12 protein-coding genes are annotated in these 12,501 nt (G+C 50.2%); 7 read left to right on the plus strand and 5 right to left on the minus strand.

Annotated elements, in window-relative coordinates:
- Positions 1-10 precede the first annotated feature (10 nt).
- The gene (locus tag NNO08_RS15425) at positions 11-328 is read left to right on the plus strand and encodes a DUF2502 domain-containing protein (protein WP_271441691.1); all 318 of its coding nucleotides are present in this window, start codon (positions 11-13) and stop codon (positions 326-328) included.
- A gap of 46 nt (positions 329-374) precedes the next feature.
- Here NNO08_RS15425 and yaaA read toward each other — a convergent pair whose 3' ends face one another.
- Both yaaA and NNO08_RS15435 read right to left on the minus strand, forming a co-directional pair.
- Positions 375-1,148 (minus strand): peroxide stress protein YaaA, encoded by a 774-nt coding sequence (gene yaaA / locus NNO08_RS15430; protein ID WP_271441690.1) that lies wholly within the window; start codon positions 1,146-1,148, stop codon positions 375-377.
- A gap of 77 nt (positions 1,149-1,225) precedes the next feature.
- Complete coding sequence (locus tag NNO08_RS15435) at positions 1,226-2,656, minus strand: alanine/glycine:cation symporter family protein (RefSeq protein ID WP_271455598.1); 1,431 nt, start codon at positions 2,654-2,656, stop codon at positions 1,226-1,228.
- A 274-nt stretch (positions 2,657-2,930) separates the two neighbouring features.
- Here NNO08_RS15435 and tal point away from each other — a divergent pair, with 274 nt between their 5' ends.
- The 3 genes from tal to NNO08_RS15450 all read left to right on the plus strand — a co-directional run bounded on the left by tal (position 2,931) and on the right by NNO08_RS15450 (position 6,013).
- Positions 2,931-3,884, plus strand: a complete 954-nt coding sequence (gene tal, locus NNO08_RS15440; protein WP_271457032.1) for a transaldolase — start codon at positions 2,931-2,933, stop codon at positions 3,882-3,884.
- A 110-nt stretch (positions 3,885-3,994) separates the two neighbouring features.
- Positions 3,995-4,582, plus strand: coding sequence for a molybdopterin adenylyltransferase (gene mog / locus NNO08_RS15445; protein ID WP_003018973.1), 588 nt, complete (start codon positions 3,995-3,997; stop codon positions 4,580-4,582).
- Between the two features lie 123 nt (positions 4,583-4,705).
- Positions 4,706-6,013 carry an MFS transporter gene (locus tag NNO08_RS15450; protein ID WP_271457033.1) on the plus strand — a complete coding sequence of 436 codons (1,308 nt, stop codon included), beginning with the start codon at positions 4,706-4,708 and terminating at the stop codon, positions 6,011-6,013.
- A gap of 33 nt (positions 6,014-6,046) precedes the next feature.
- On the opposite strand, the gene satP is transcribed toward NNO08_RS15450, so the two are convergent.
- The 3 genes from satP to NNO08_RS15465 all read right to left on the minus strand — a co-directional run bounded on the left by satP (position 6,047) and on the right by NNO08_RS15465 (position 7,907).
- Entirely contained in the window at positions 6,047-6,613 is a 567-nt protein-coding gene (satP, locus tag NNO08_RS15455) for an acetate uptake transporter (RefSeq protein WP_271457034.1), read from the minus strand.
- Between the two features lie 149 nt (positions 6,614-6,762).
- On the minus strand, positions 6,763-7,476 hold the full coding sequence (msyB, locus tag NNO08_RS15460) for an acidic protein MsyB (protein ID WP_271441687.1): 714 nt from the start codon (positions 7,474-7,476) through the stop codon (positions 6,763-6,765).
- A 26-nt stretch (positions 7,477-7,502) separates the two neighbouring features.
- A complete protein-coding gene (locus NNO08_RS15465; RefSeq protein WP_271441686.1) occupies positions 7,503-7,907 on the minus strand; it encodes a DUF2541 family protein in 405 nt (134 codons plus the stop codon).
- Between the two features lie 383 nt (positions 7,908-8,290).
- Between NNO08_RS15465 and dnaK the strand changes: the two genes are divergently transcribed.
- From dnaK to NNO08_RS15480, 3 genes are all read left to right on the plus strand, one after another.
- Positions 8,291-10,213, plus strand: coding sequence for a molecular chaperone DnaK (dnaK, locus tag NNO08_RS15470; RefSeq protein WP_016151634.1), 1,923 nt, complete (start codon positions 8,291-8,293; stop codon positions 10,211-10,213).
- A gap of 86 nt (positions 10,214-10,299) precedes the next feature.
- On the plus strand, positions 10,300-11,433 hold the full coding sequence (gene dnaJ / locus NNO08_RS15475; protein WP_271457035.1) for a molecular chaperone DnaJ: 1,134 nt from the start codon (positions 10,300-10,302) through the stop codon (positions 11,431-11,433).
- 184 nt (positions 11,434-11,617) lie between these two features.
- On the plus strand, positions 11,618-12,501 hold an 884-nt coding region (locus NNO08_RS15480; RefSeq protein ID WP_271457036.1), incomplete at its 3' end, for a LysR family transcriptional regulator.

Genomic DNA, 12,501 nt, shown 5'->3' on the forward strand with positions numbered 1-12,501 from the left:
GGAGTCACCAATGAAAAAATTCAAACCTGTGCTTCTTGCGCTTTCTATGATGCTGGTTGCTCCCCTTGCCGTGCAGGCGGCTGAAATTACTCTGGTACCGGCAGTTAAATTACAGATTGGCGATCGTGACAGCCGGGGTAACTACTGGGATGGCGGGAACTGGCGCGATCACGGTTGGTGGGGAAAACACTATGAGTGGCGGGATCATCGCTGGCAACCTCACGGACCGCGTCCACAGCCACACAACAATCGCTATGATGATCATCATAACGATCGACATGACGATCGCCGCGACGACCACCGTCCGGGAGCGAACGGGCACCATTAAGTTTGTGCTGTCGGATAAGGTACATCCTTATCCGACATGTGCTGCATTATTGCTCGTGACGCTTAAACACCAGTTCTCCACTCCCTGATGCCTCTTCATCAAAGAAATAGCCGTCGCTGTTAAACGCAGTCAGTTGCTCAGGCTTCGTCAGGCGATGTTGAATAATGTAGCGACTCATCAGGCCGCGGGCTTTTTTGGCATAGAAGCTGATGACTTTGAATTTGCCGTTCTTCTCATCAAGGAATACCGGTTTGATCAGTTCTGCATTCAGCTTTTTCGGCTTCACTGATTTAAAATACTCGTCTGAGGCGAGGTTAATCACCACATTATCACCTTGTGCTTCCAGCGCTTCGTTAAGCTTATCGGTGATAGTATCTCCCCAGAACTGATAGAGGTCTTTACCCTTCGCATTGGCCAGACGAATGCCCATTTCCAGACGGTAGGGTTGCATCAAATCCAGTGGGCGCAGAACGCCATACAGCCCGGACAGCATGCGTAAGTGCTGCTGGGCGAAATCGAAATCCGCTTCGCTGAAGGTTTCTGCCTGCAATCCGGTGTACACGTCACCTTTGAACGCCAGAATAGCCTGACGCGCATTGTCCGGTGTGAAGTCTGGCTGCCAATCATGGAAACGAGTCGCGTTCAGATCCGCCAGCTTATCGCTAATTCCCATCAGCTTGCCGATCTGCGGCGCAGAGAGTTGACGCGCCACGTGGATTAACTGTTGGGAGTGATCCAGCAGTTCAGGCAGCGTATGGCGTGTGGTAGCCAGCGGGCTTTGGTAGTCGAGCGTTTTTGCAGGTGAAATCAGAATCAGCATATCCAGTCCTTGCAGGAGATTTACTGCGACTTTAGCAAAAAAAACGACAGAATTGATCGATGGTTGTGATTGCCGCGCTAACTGCGCGGCGTTTCATCCCAGGTATCCGGTGCAAGCTGTTGTCTGATCTCAGGATAACGGCGCGGATCAAATTCCGGGCGCACACCGAGTTTGCGCTGACGCAGATAGTCGCTGGCAAGGGTATGAACAACCGGGGAGAGCAGTAAAATCGCCGTCAGGTTAGTTATCGCCATACAGGCCATGATGATGTCGGCGAGCTGCCAGACCAGCGGGAAACTGACTAAGGTGCCTGCGATCACGGTACTGACGGTAGCAATGCGCAACAGCCAGATAACCCGGATATTGTCCAGACGTAAAAAGACCAGGTTGTTTTCCGCATAAATGTAGTTGGCCACGATGGAGCTGAAAGCAAACAGAATCACAATAAATGCGACAAACCCAGCCCCCCATTCGCCGGTCAGTGAGACCATGGCCTTCTGCATCAACTGGATGCCTTCCATTGGAATATAGGTTGTGCCATTCCCCGCCAGAAGAATAATCATGGCGCTGGCTGTGCAGATAATTAGCGTATCACCTAATACACCGATCATTTGCACAATGCCTTGCGCCGCGGGATGCGGTGGCCAGGAGGCAGCTGAAGCTGCTGCGTTAGGTGTTGATCCCATTCCCGCTTCATTAGAGAACATACCGCGTTGAAAACCGCTGGCAATGGCCTGACTCAGCGTATAACCGGCCGCGCCGGCAGCAGCTTCCTGCCACCCTAAAGCACTTTTTACTATGTTGACGATGATCTCGGGGATCTGCCCGATATGCCAAAGACAGATAGCAATGCTGCAACCGACCCACAGCAGCGCCATGATCGGCACAAACCATTGCATCAGACGGGCAACACCTTTAATACCGCCAATGATCACCAGGAATGACAGTATCGCCAAAGCGATGCCGGATGCGAGGGGAGGGATGTCGAACGCAAATGCCAATGCGCGGGAGACAGAGTTTGCCTGTACGCTGTTAAAAATCAGGCCGTATGCGATGAGCAAAAAGAGGGCAAAGAGTACGCCCATCCAGCGCATACCCAGACCGCGCGCCATATACCATGCTGGCCCGCCGCGGTACTGCCCCTTGCTATCGCGTTCTTTATACAGTTGCGCGAGTGAGCACTCGGCAAAGGAGGTCGCCATGCCAATGATCGCCGAGACCCACATCCAGAAGACGGCCCCTGCACCACCCGCGGCGATCGCCAGGGCAACCCCGGCGAGGTTTCCGCTGCCAATACGAGCAGCGAGACTGGTACATAATGCTTGAAACGAGGTTAAGCCACCCGGTTGTGGGCTGAGGCTGTTTTTAAGACTTTTGCCAAAATGGCGAATGTAGCGAAACTGAACAAACCCGGTACGCCAGGTGAACCAACATCCTGCGCCAAGCAGGAGGTAGATCATCACCGATCCCCAGAGTATTTCATTAATAAACGAGAAAAAATCAGGCATTAACATCCCTCTTGTTGATGCCGGTACGCGCTAATATTCCCATGTAAGCGCTACCAATTATCGAACAGTATATACCTTGTCAGGAGATTGATTGCGGGAGTTTACCATAACAATGGGTATAACCCTTAATTGCGCATCAGGGGCTTTAAGATGCGTAATCGGGAATGAGCAGTGAGTTGGACAATCCCGGCGGTTGCGCTGAGAGTGCGTCGTGCTATCATCAGGGAAGATCGGTTACATCCCCCTAACAAGCTGTTTAAAGAGAATCGCTATCATGACGGACAAATTGACCTCCCTTCGTCAGTTCACCACAGTAGTGGCCGACACCGGAGACATCGCGGCAATGAAGCTGTATCAGCCTCAGGATGCCACAACTAACCCTTCTCTCATTCTTAACGCAGCGCAGATCCCAGAATACCGCAAGCTGATCGATGACGCTGTGGCATGGGCTAAGCAGCAGAGCGACGATCGTGCTCAGCAGATCGTCGACGCGACGGACAAACTGGCGGTAAATATCGGTCTGGAGATCCTGAAACTGGTCCCGGGTCGTATCTCTACTGAAGTTGATGCTCGCCTGTCCTACGACACCGAGGCGTCTATCGCGAAAGCGAAACGTCTGATCAAACTGTACAACGATGCTGGCATCAGCAACGATCGCATTCTGATCAAACTGGCTTCTACCTGGCAGGGTATCCGTGCTGCAGAGCAGCTGGAAAAAGAAGGTATCAACTGTAACCTGACTCTGCTGTTCTCCTTCGCGCAGGCGCGTGCATGTGCTGAAGCTGGCGTATACCTGATTTCTCCGTTCGTTGGCCGTATTCTTGACTGGTACAAAGCCAATACTGACAAGAAAGAGTACGTACCGGCAGAAGATCCGGGTGTGGTTTCCGTAACGGAAATTTACGAGTACTACAAACAGCACGGTTACGAAACCGTCGTCATGGGCGCAAGCTTCCGTAACATCGGCGAAATCATTGAGCTGGCAGGCTGCGATCGTCTGACGATTGCTCCGGCACTGCTGAAAGAGCTGGCGGAAAGCGAAGGCGCTATCGAACGTAAACTGTCCTTCTCTGGCGAAGTGAAAGCGCGTCCTGCACGCATCACTGAAGCTGAGTTCCTGTGGCAGCACAACCAGGATCCGATGGCTGTAGACAAACTGGCGGACGGTATCCGTAAGTTTGCTGTTGACCAGGGTAAACTGGAAAAAATGATCGGCGATCTGCTGTAATCATTAAGGCGTGGCCCTGATATGGGTCACGCTACCTCTTCTGAAACCTGTCTGTCCTTCCCTTCGCAGTGTATCATTCTGTTTAACGAGACTGTTTAAACGGAATAATCATGAACACTTTACGCATTGGCCTGGTTTCCATTTCCGATCGCGCCTCCAGTGGCGTTTACCAGGATAAGGGTATCCCTGCTCTTGAAGAGTGGCTGGCATCGGCTCTGACTACCCCCTTTGAGCTGCAAACGCGGTTAATCCCGGATGAGCAGGCGATCATCGAGCAAACGTTATGTGAACTGGTTGATGAAATGAGCTGCCATCTGGTGCTGACCACCGGTGGTACCGGTCCGGCACGCCGCGATGTGACGCCTGATGCCACGCTGGCTGTTGCCGATCGCCAAATGCCTGGGTTTGGTGAGCAAATGCGCCAGATTAGTTTGCACTTTGTACCGACGGCGATCCTTTCCCGTCAGGTTGGGGTCATTCGCAAGCAGGCGCTGATCCTGAATCTGCCTGGGCAGCCGAAATCGATCAAAGAAACGCTCGAAGGCGTAAAAGATGCTGACGGTAAGGTTATCGTGCCGGGTATCTTTGCAAGTGTACCGTATTGTATACAGTTGCTGGATGGGCCGTATGTGGAAACTGCGCCCGCTGTCGTAGCATCTTTTCGCCCTAAAAGCGCAATACGCGATACAAACGCCTGAAAGTAGTCTATTCGTGATATAAATGGCAAACGCGGTGGAGTATTGAATTGTTTACGATATAGTAATTTTTGATTTACACATATCGCCAAAACGTTCAATGACTCCACTGACTCATGGTTTGCTATGTCACAACATTCTCGACCGCTGAACCGCCAGGATTATAAAACCCTAACGCTTGCCGCCCTCGGTGGGGCGTTGGAATTTTATGATTTCATTATCTTCGTCTTCTTTGCCGCTGTTGTTGGCGAACTTTTCTTCCCGGCAGATATCCCTGAATGGCTACGTCAGGTACAAACCTTCGGCATTTTTGCCGCCGGATACCTGGCGCGTCCATTGGGCGGCATCATTATGGCGCATTTTGGCGACCTGGTCGGACGCAAGAAAATGTTTACCCTGAGCATTTTGCTGATGGCGATACCGACGCTGGCGATTGGTTTGTTGCCTACCTATGCCTCAATGGGGATCCTCGCGCCGTTACTGTTATTACTGATGCGCATTTTGCAGGGCGCAGCCATTGGGGGAGAAGTACCGGGCGCGTGGGTGTTTGTGGCGGAACACGTACCGGAGCGTCGCATTGGCATTGCCTGCGGAACGCTGACCGCCGGGCTTACTGTGGGGATTCTGCTGGGTTCGGTGGTTGCAACGCTGGTGAACACCACGATGACGCAGCAGGCAGTGCATGACTACGGCTGGCGTATCCCTTTCCTGTTGGGCGGGGCGTTTGGGCTGGTGGCGATGTATTTGCGTCGTTGGCTGCAGGAAACACCTATCTTCCTTGAAATGCAGCAACGTAAGGCGTTGGCGCAGGAACTGCCGGTGAAGTCGGTAGTGAGTAAACATAAAAAGGCCGTGGTCATTTCAATGCTGCTGACCTGGTTGTTATCAGCCGGGATTGTGGTGGTGATTCTGATGTCGCCCGTCTGGTTGCAGAAACAGTATGGGTTTGCCCCCGCGCTGACGTTACAGGCGAACAGTGTCGCCACCATTATGCTGTGTATCGGGTGTCTGCTGGCTGGATTTATTGTCGACAGGGTTGGTGCCAGCAAAACCTTTATTATCGGTAGCCTGCTGCTGGCCTGTTCCAGCTGGTTCTTCTATCACCTGACCGGTAGCCACCCTGAGTATCTCTTCCTGTTGTACGGGCTGGTGGGGTTGTGTGTTGGTGTTGTGGGTGCAGTACCTTATGTCATGGTGCGGGCGTTCCCAGCAGAAGTGCGCTTTACCGGCATCTCCTTTTCCTACAACGTTTCCTATGCCATTTTTGGTGGTCTGACGCCGATTGCAGTAACAATGCTAATGAGCGTGTCGCCAATGGCCCCGGCCTGGTATGTGCTGGCGTTGTCGCTGGTGGGATTAGGTCTGGGGATTTGGCTGCGACAGGATATTTATCATCGTGATGCGAGCGTGCAGGGGGAGCTACAGCGCTTGTAAGGAATATCCCCCCGTAAGGGGGGATAACGTCGATTAGTGCGCTTCACCAATCGGCAGGATGGTACGACCAAACTGTTCGTTCAGTACTTCACCCATCGCCAGGTAAATGGCGCTTGCGCCACACACCAGGCCAACCCAACCTGCAACATGGATAATGGCTTCGTTACCGACAATGTTGCCAATAGCCAGCAGCGCGAACAGCACCGTCAGGCTCAGGAAGACAAACTGTAATGCACGGGCGGCTTTCAACGTTCCGAAGAACATGAACAGAGTGAACACGCCCCACAGACCCAGGTATACGCCCAGGAACTGACCATTTGTTGCATCTGCCAGGCCCATTTTCGGCATGATCAGGATCGCAACCAGCGTCAGCCAGAAAGAGCCGTAGGAGGTAAAGGCGGTTAAACCGAAGGTATTGCCTTTTTTATATTCCAGCAGGCCGGCAAAAATTTGCGCGATACCGCCGTAGAAAATTCCCATCGCCAGAATAATAACGTCAAAGGCGAAGAAACCCGCGTTGTGCAGGTTAAGCAGAATGGTGGTCATGCCAAAGCCCATCAGGCCCAGCGGTGCCGGATTAGCCAACTTAGTGTTGCCCATAATTCCTCAAAATCATCATTGATTGAATGGTGAAATAGTTTCCCCGAATAACGATCACAGCCTTCGGGGCGCGGCATGATAATCAGGGGAGAGAGGACTGTCTATGATCTAATAAGGGGAAAATGAATTATTTTCCCCTGTGACGAGCATCACGCTTGTGAGGTGTTGATTATTCGGCGCAGACAGGCGATTTGCAGCACGGCCGGAATGGTGACCCGATAGGCACTTCCACTCACGGCTTTTACCCCGTTTAAGGCTGCACCCACGGGGCCTCCAAGCCCTGCGCCGCGCAGGAGTCCGTGTCCGATGACGCTAACAGCAGCGTGTGTACGCAGAATCCGGGATAACTGGCCGGAGAGCAGGTGAGACACTCCTTTCGCCAGATTGCGGTCTTTCATTAATAGCGGCAACAGTTCTTCCAGCTCGGAGACTTTTGCATCGACCGCCTGCAGAAATTCTTGCTTATGCTCAGCATCCATTTTTTGCCAGGTATTTCGCAAAAAATGTTCCAGCAGATATTGTTCAATTTCGAACGTAGACATCTCTTTATCTGCTTTGAGCTTTAGCCGCTTTGAGACATCCAGCAAAATCGCCCGGTATAATTTCCCGTGCCCGCGCAATTTGTTGGCAATACTGTCACCGCCGTAATGTTGAAGCTCGCCAGCGATTAATTGCCAGTTGCGGCGGTGCTGTTCCGGGTGTCCTTCCATCGATTTAAACAATTCGTTATGACTCAGAACGCTCGACAGACGGGCTTTCCCTTTTTCGTTGTGGGTAAGTAAACGGGTGATGTCGGCGAGTTGCTCCTCACTACAATGCTGGAGAAAAGCGAGATCGTCGTCATTCAAATACGTGACATTCATACTGAGTTCTACTTATGCAGAAGGGATTAGTCGTCGCCGATGATTTTCAACGTTGCCATATCAGACGAGTTTACCGACTGACCAGAGAAGGTAATTTTGGATACACAGCGTTTGTTGTCGTTGTCGCTATTAATATTGATCCAATTGGTGGTCTGTCCCTCTTTAATGGATGAAGGGACATTCAGGCTTTGACTGGACATGCGTGCAGCTTTGAAATAAACAGATGCACCGTTCAGATGAATATCGCCACGGTCAGCGGTAAGCTGGATGCGTTTCACTACGCGACAAACGGGGATTTTTAGTGCCAGGTCGTTGGTTTCATTTCTGGGCATCGCAATCATGCCGAGAACTTTATGATCGTTAGCGTGCGCGGCGCTGCTCAGTAGAAGACCCGCCAACAGGCTGGCGGGAAGCGTTAATGCGGCTTTCATGGTGTTTCTCTTTGACGGATTCAAAAATGTGTTCGTTGCCGTCATCTTAACGCTGCCAGAAAAACGATTCATTCCTGTAATCTTTTCTTTTTATTACAATTTTTTGGTGAATGGCTGATTTTTTATTATTGGGTTTATGAATAAATTTTGAGTGGTGATTATTCGCAATTGTACTTTTCAACCGTTTTTCCCTCATTTTATTGCCACGACGCTAAAAAAAATTTTCATGCCCCCCTTGATGACGTGGGTTACGACCCCATCTTGTAGACAACCGCAGTGGTGAGTCTGAAAAAAAACGATTCAGGGTAGTTGAAACCGCACGTTTCGCCCTTATTACAGATTCACAACCACATGATGACCGAATTTTTAGTGGAGACGTTTAGATGGGTAAAATTATTGGTATCGACCTGGGTACTACCAACTCTTGTGTAGCGATTATGGATGGCACTACTGCACGTGTGCTGGAGAACGCCGAGGGCGATCGCACCACGCCTTCTATCATTGCTTATACCCAGGATGGTGAAACTCTGGTTGGTCAGCCGGCTAAACGTCAGGCAGTGACAAACCCGCAAAACACCCTGTTTGCGATTAAACGCCTGATTGGCCGCCGCTTCCAGGACGAAGAAGTACAGCGTGATGAAGCCATCATGCCGTACAAAATCATCGGTGCTGACAACGGTGATGCATGGATTGATGTAAAAGGTCAGAAAATGGCACCGCCGCAGATTTCTGCTGAAGTGCTGAAAAAAATGAAGAAAACCGCTGAAGATTACCTGGGTGAACCGGTAACTGAAGCCGTTATCACTGTTCCTGCATACTTTAACGATGCTCAGCGTCAGGCAACCAAAGACGCCGGCCGTATCGCAGGTCTGGAAGTTAAACGTATCATTAACGAACCAACCGCCGCAGCACTGGCCTACGGTCTGGATAAAGAAGTCGGCAACCGTACTATTGCGGTCTATGACCTCGGTGGTGGTACTTTCGATATCTCTATTATCGAAATCGACGAAGTTGACGGCGAAAAAACCTTCGAAGTTCTGGCAACCAACGGTGATACCCACCTGGGTGGCGAAGACTTCGACAGCCGTATGATCAACTACCTGGTTGACGAATTTAAGAAAGATCAGGGCATTGACCTGCGTAACGACCCGCTGGCGATGCAGCGCCTGAAAGAAGCCGCTGAGAAAGCAAAGATTGAGCTGTCTTCCGCTCAGCAGACCGACGTGAACCTGCCGTACATTACTGCAGACGCGACCGGTCCGAAACACATGAACATCAAAGTGACCCGTGCGAAACTGGAAAGCCTGGTAGAAGACCTGGTAAACCGTTCTATCGAGCCGCTGAAAGTTGCTCTGCAGGATGCTGGTCTGTCTGTTTCTGACGTTCAGGATGTCATCCTGGTCGGTGGTCAGACTCGTATGCCAATGGTTCAGAAGAAAGTTGCTGAGTTCTTCGGTAAAGAACCACGTAAAGACGTTAACCCGGATGAAGCTGTGGCAATCGGTGCTGCTGTTCAGGGTGGTGTATTGACCGGTGATGTGAAAGACGTACTGCTGCTGGACGTTACCCCGCTGTCTCTGGGTATCGAAACCATGGGTGGTGTGATGACCGCACTGATCGCGAAAAACACCACCATCCCGACCAAGCACAGCCAGGTGTTCTCTACCGCTGAAGACAACCAGTCTGCGGTAACCATCCACGTGCTGCAGGGTGAACGTAAACGTGCTGCTGATAACAAAGATCTGGGTCAGTTTAACCTGGATGGTATCAGCCCGGCACCGCGCGGTATGCCGCAGATCGAAGTGACCTTCGACATCGATGCCGACGGTATCCTGCACGTTTCCGCGAAAGATAAAAACAGCGGTAAAGAGCAGAAGATCACCATCAAGGCTTCTTCTGGTCTGAACGAAGAAGAAATCCAGAAAATGGTTCGCGAAGCAGAAGCGAACGCGGAATCTGACCGTAAGTTCGAAGAACTGGTTCAGACTCGCAACCAGGGCGACCATCTGCTGCACAGCACGCGTAAGCAGGTTGAAGAAGCCGGCGATAAACTGCCAGCTGACGACAAAACTGCCATCGAGTCTGCACTGACCGCGCTGGAAACTTCTCTGAAAGGCGAAGACAAAGCAGATATCGAAGCGAAAATGCAGGCGCTGGCACAGGTTTCCCAGAAGCTGATGGAAATCGCTCAGCAGCAGCATGCACAGCAGCAAGCGGGTGCAGCAGGCGCTGATGCTTCTGCAAACAACGCGAAAGATGACGACGTTGTCGACGCTGAGTTTGAAGAAGTGAAAGACAAAAAGTAATCGCCCTGATGCAGGGTAATTAATCGGCACGGGCGTAGAGATCTCTCCACGCCCGTGCTTGTATGTTAAAGGGCTGAAAAACAACAATGGCAAAGCAAGACTATTACGAGATTTTAGGCGTTTCCAAAACAGCGGAAGAGCGTGAAATCAAAAAGGCCTACAAGCGCCTGGCCATGAAATTTCACCCGGACCGCAACCAGGGTGATAAAGAGGCCGAAGCAAAGTTCAAAGAGATCAAAGAAGCCTACGAGATCCTGACTGATGCGCAAAAACGTGCGGCTTACGATCAGTACGGCCATGCAGCATTTGAGCAAGGCGGTATGGGCGGCGGCGGCGGTTTTGGCGGCGGGGCTGACTTCAGCGATATCTTTGGTGACGTGTTTGGCGATATTTTTGGCGGCGGTCGTGGTCGTCAGCGCGCCTCACGTGGTGCTGATTTACGTTACAACATGGATCTCACTCTGGAAGAAGCCGTGCGTGGCGTCACCAAAGAGATCCGTATTCCTACGCTGGAAGAGTGTGACGTTTGCCACGGTAGCGGTGCGAAGTCAGGCACTCAGCCGCAGACTTGTCCAACCTGTCATGGTTCTGGTCAGGTGCAGATGCGTCAGGGCTTTTTCGCCGTACAGCAGACCTGTCCACACTGTCAGGGCCGCGGTACGCTGATCAAAGATCCGTGCAACAAATGCCACGGTCATGGTCGTGTAGAGAAAAGCAAAACGCTGTCCGTTAAGATCCCGGCTGGTGTTGATACTGGTGACCGCATCCGCTTAGCGGGTGAAGGTGAAGCGGGTGAGCATGGCGCACCGGCAGGTGATTTGTACGTTCAGGTGCAGGTGAAACAGCACCCAATTTTCGAACGTGAAGGCAATAACCTGTACTGTGAAGTGCCGATTAACTTTGCGATGGCTGCACTGGGTGGCGAGATTGAAGTCCCGACGCTGGACGGCCGTGTGAAGTTAAAAATTCCGGGTGAAACGCAAACGGGCAAACTGTTCCGTATGCGTGGTAAAGGCGTTAAATCTGTTCGCGGTGGTGCACAGGGCGATCTGCTGTGTCGTGTGGTGGTTGAAACCCCAGTGGGCCTGAACGACAAGCAGAAGCAACTGCTGAAAGATTTGCAGGACAGTTTTGGTGGTCCAACGGGCGAGCAAAACAGCCCGCGCTCCAAAAGCTTCTTCGACGGTGTGAAGAAGTTCTTTGACGATCTGACGCGCTAATTACTGCATTACATCTGATAAAAAGCCTGGGCCTCGACAGAGTCCCAGGCTTTTTTATTTTAGTATTGAATACTAAAATTGGTTCATTAGCGATAAAAATGAATGTGCAGGATAAATGATGAGAAATGATTTCCTAAGATAAAGATTTTCTTCTATTTTGTTCCCCGACTTACCCGGAGGAATAATGGATAAGATGCTTGTTCAAAGAAATGATTTTGACCTTAATTTAATTAAGATATTTAACGCTGTTGTTGAATCAGGAAACGCTTCCAAAGCTTCTGCCAGGCTATCAATAACACCAGCAGCTGTTTCCCAGTCATTAAGCCGATTACAGAGTATCTATTCGTTTAAACTCTTTGAACGAACCCGTAAAGGACTGACACCGACTAAGAAAGGGTTAGAACTTCATAAAGTCTACTGCCACGTCCTGAATACCATCAACGATACCTATTCTCCTTCAACAGATAATGATAATCCTTCAGTCATAACGGTATTAGGTAACGATATCGTAGAGCATTACTATCTGTCACATTTTATTAATGATAGTAAGTTAACTGTGGCGTATACAATAAATCATTATGCAGTGAGTAAAAATGATAAAACAAAGTTGGCTGATATGCTATTTTCCGGCATGGGAGATATATTAATTAACATTTCTCCGCCACAAGACATGGATATTGAAGTTCATCTTGTGGATGTCTTTAGACAATATGTCTGTATTTGTGGTAAAAATAATCCATTGTCAGTCCTCGATAAAATATCGTTACATCATTTTTATTCCTTTTCGCATGCTGTATATCAATCTGATATATTCTCACCAGATATAATAGATGAGTGTTGCTATTCAACAGGTAACACCGAGAATAAAATGATGCGTAAAATAGGTTATCGTAGTGATTCGATGCTAGGGGTGGTAAACATAGTAGAAACGACAGAGATGATCTGTATTATACCTTCTGAATTGGCCTCTTTTTTTAAGCATTCAATGGGATATCACATTGAAATACTGACACTACCCGAAGAGTTGTTATTTAAAACATTACCTATTTATGCTTCTTTATATAAATA

The organism is Citrobacter sp. Igbk 17 (assembly GCF_028069775.1).
GTDB lineage: Bacteria > Pseudomonadota > Gammaproteobacteria > Enterobacterales > Enterobacteriaceae > Citrobacter.

Excerpts from the sequence above, each read along its gene's own strand:
- NNO08_RS15425 (WP_271441691.1), top strand. The coding sequence starts at position 11 with ATGAAAAAATTCAAACCTGTGCTTCTTGCGCTTTCTATGATGCTGGTT.
- yaaA (WP_271441690.1), bottom strand. The coding sequence starts at position 1,148 with ATGCTGATTCTGATTTCACCTGCAAAAACGCTCGACTACCAAAGCCCG.
- NNO08_RS15435 (WP_271455598.1), bottom strand. The coding sequence starts at position 2,656 with ATGCCTGATTTTTTCTCGTTTATTAATGAAATACTCTGGGGATCGGTG.
- tal (WP_271457032.1), top strand. The coding sequence starts at position 2,931 with ATGACGGACAAATTGACCTCCCTTCGTCAGTTCACCACAGTAGTGGCC.
- mog (WP_003018973.1), top strand. The coding sequence starts at position 3,995 with ATGAACACTTTACGCATTGGCCTGGTTTCCATTTCCGATCGCGCCTCC.
- NNO08_RS15450 (WP_271457033.1), top strand. The coding sequence starts at position 4,706 with ATGTCACAACATTCTCGACCGCTGAACCGCCAGGATTATAAAACCCTA.
- satP (WP_271457034.1), bottom strand. The coding sequence starts at position 6,613 with ATGGGCAACACTAAGTTGGCTAATCCGGCACCGCTGGGCCTGATGGGC.
- msyB (WP_271441687.1), bottom strand. The coding sequence starts at position 7,476 with ATGAATGTCACGTATTTGAATGACGACGATCTCGCTTTTCTCCAGCAT.
- NNO08_RS15465 (WP_271441686.1), bottom strand. The coding sequence starts at position 7,907 with ATGAAAGCCGCATTAACGCTTCCCGCCAGCCTGTTGGCGGGTCTTCTA.
- dnaK (WP_016151634.1), top strand. The coding sequence starts at position 8,291 with ATGGGTAAAATTATTGGTATCGACCTGGGTACTACCAACTCTTGTGTA.
- dnaJ (WP_271457035.1), top strand. The coding sequence starts at position 10,300 with ATGGCAAAGCAAGACTATTACGAGATTTTAGGCGTTTCCAAAACAGCG.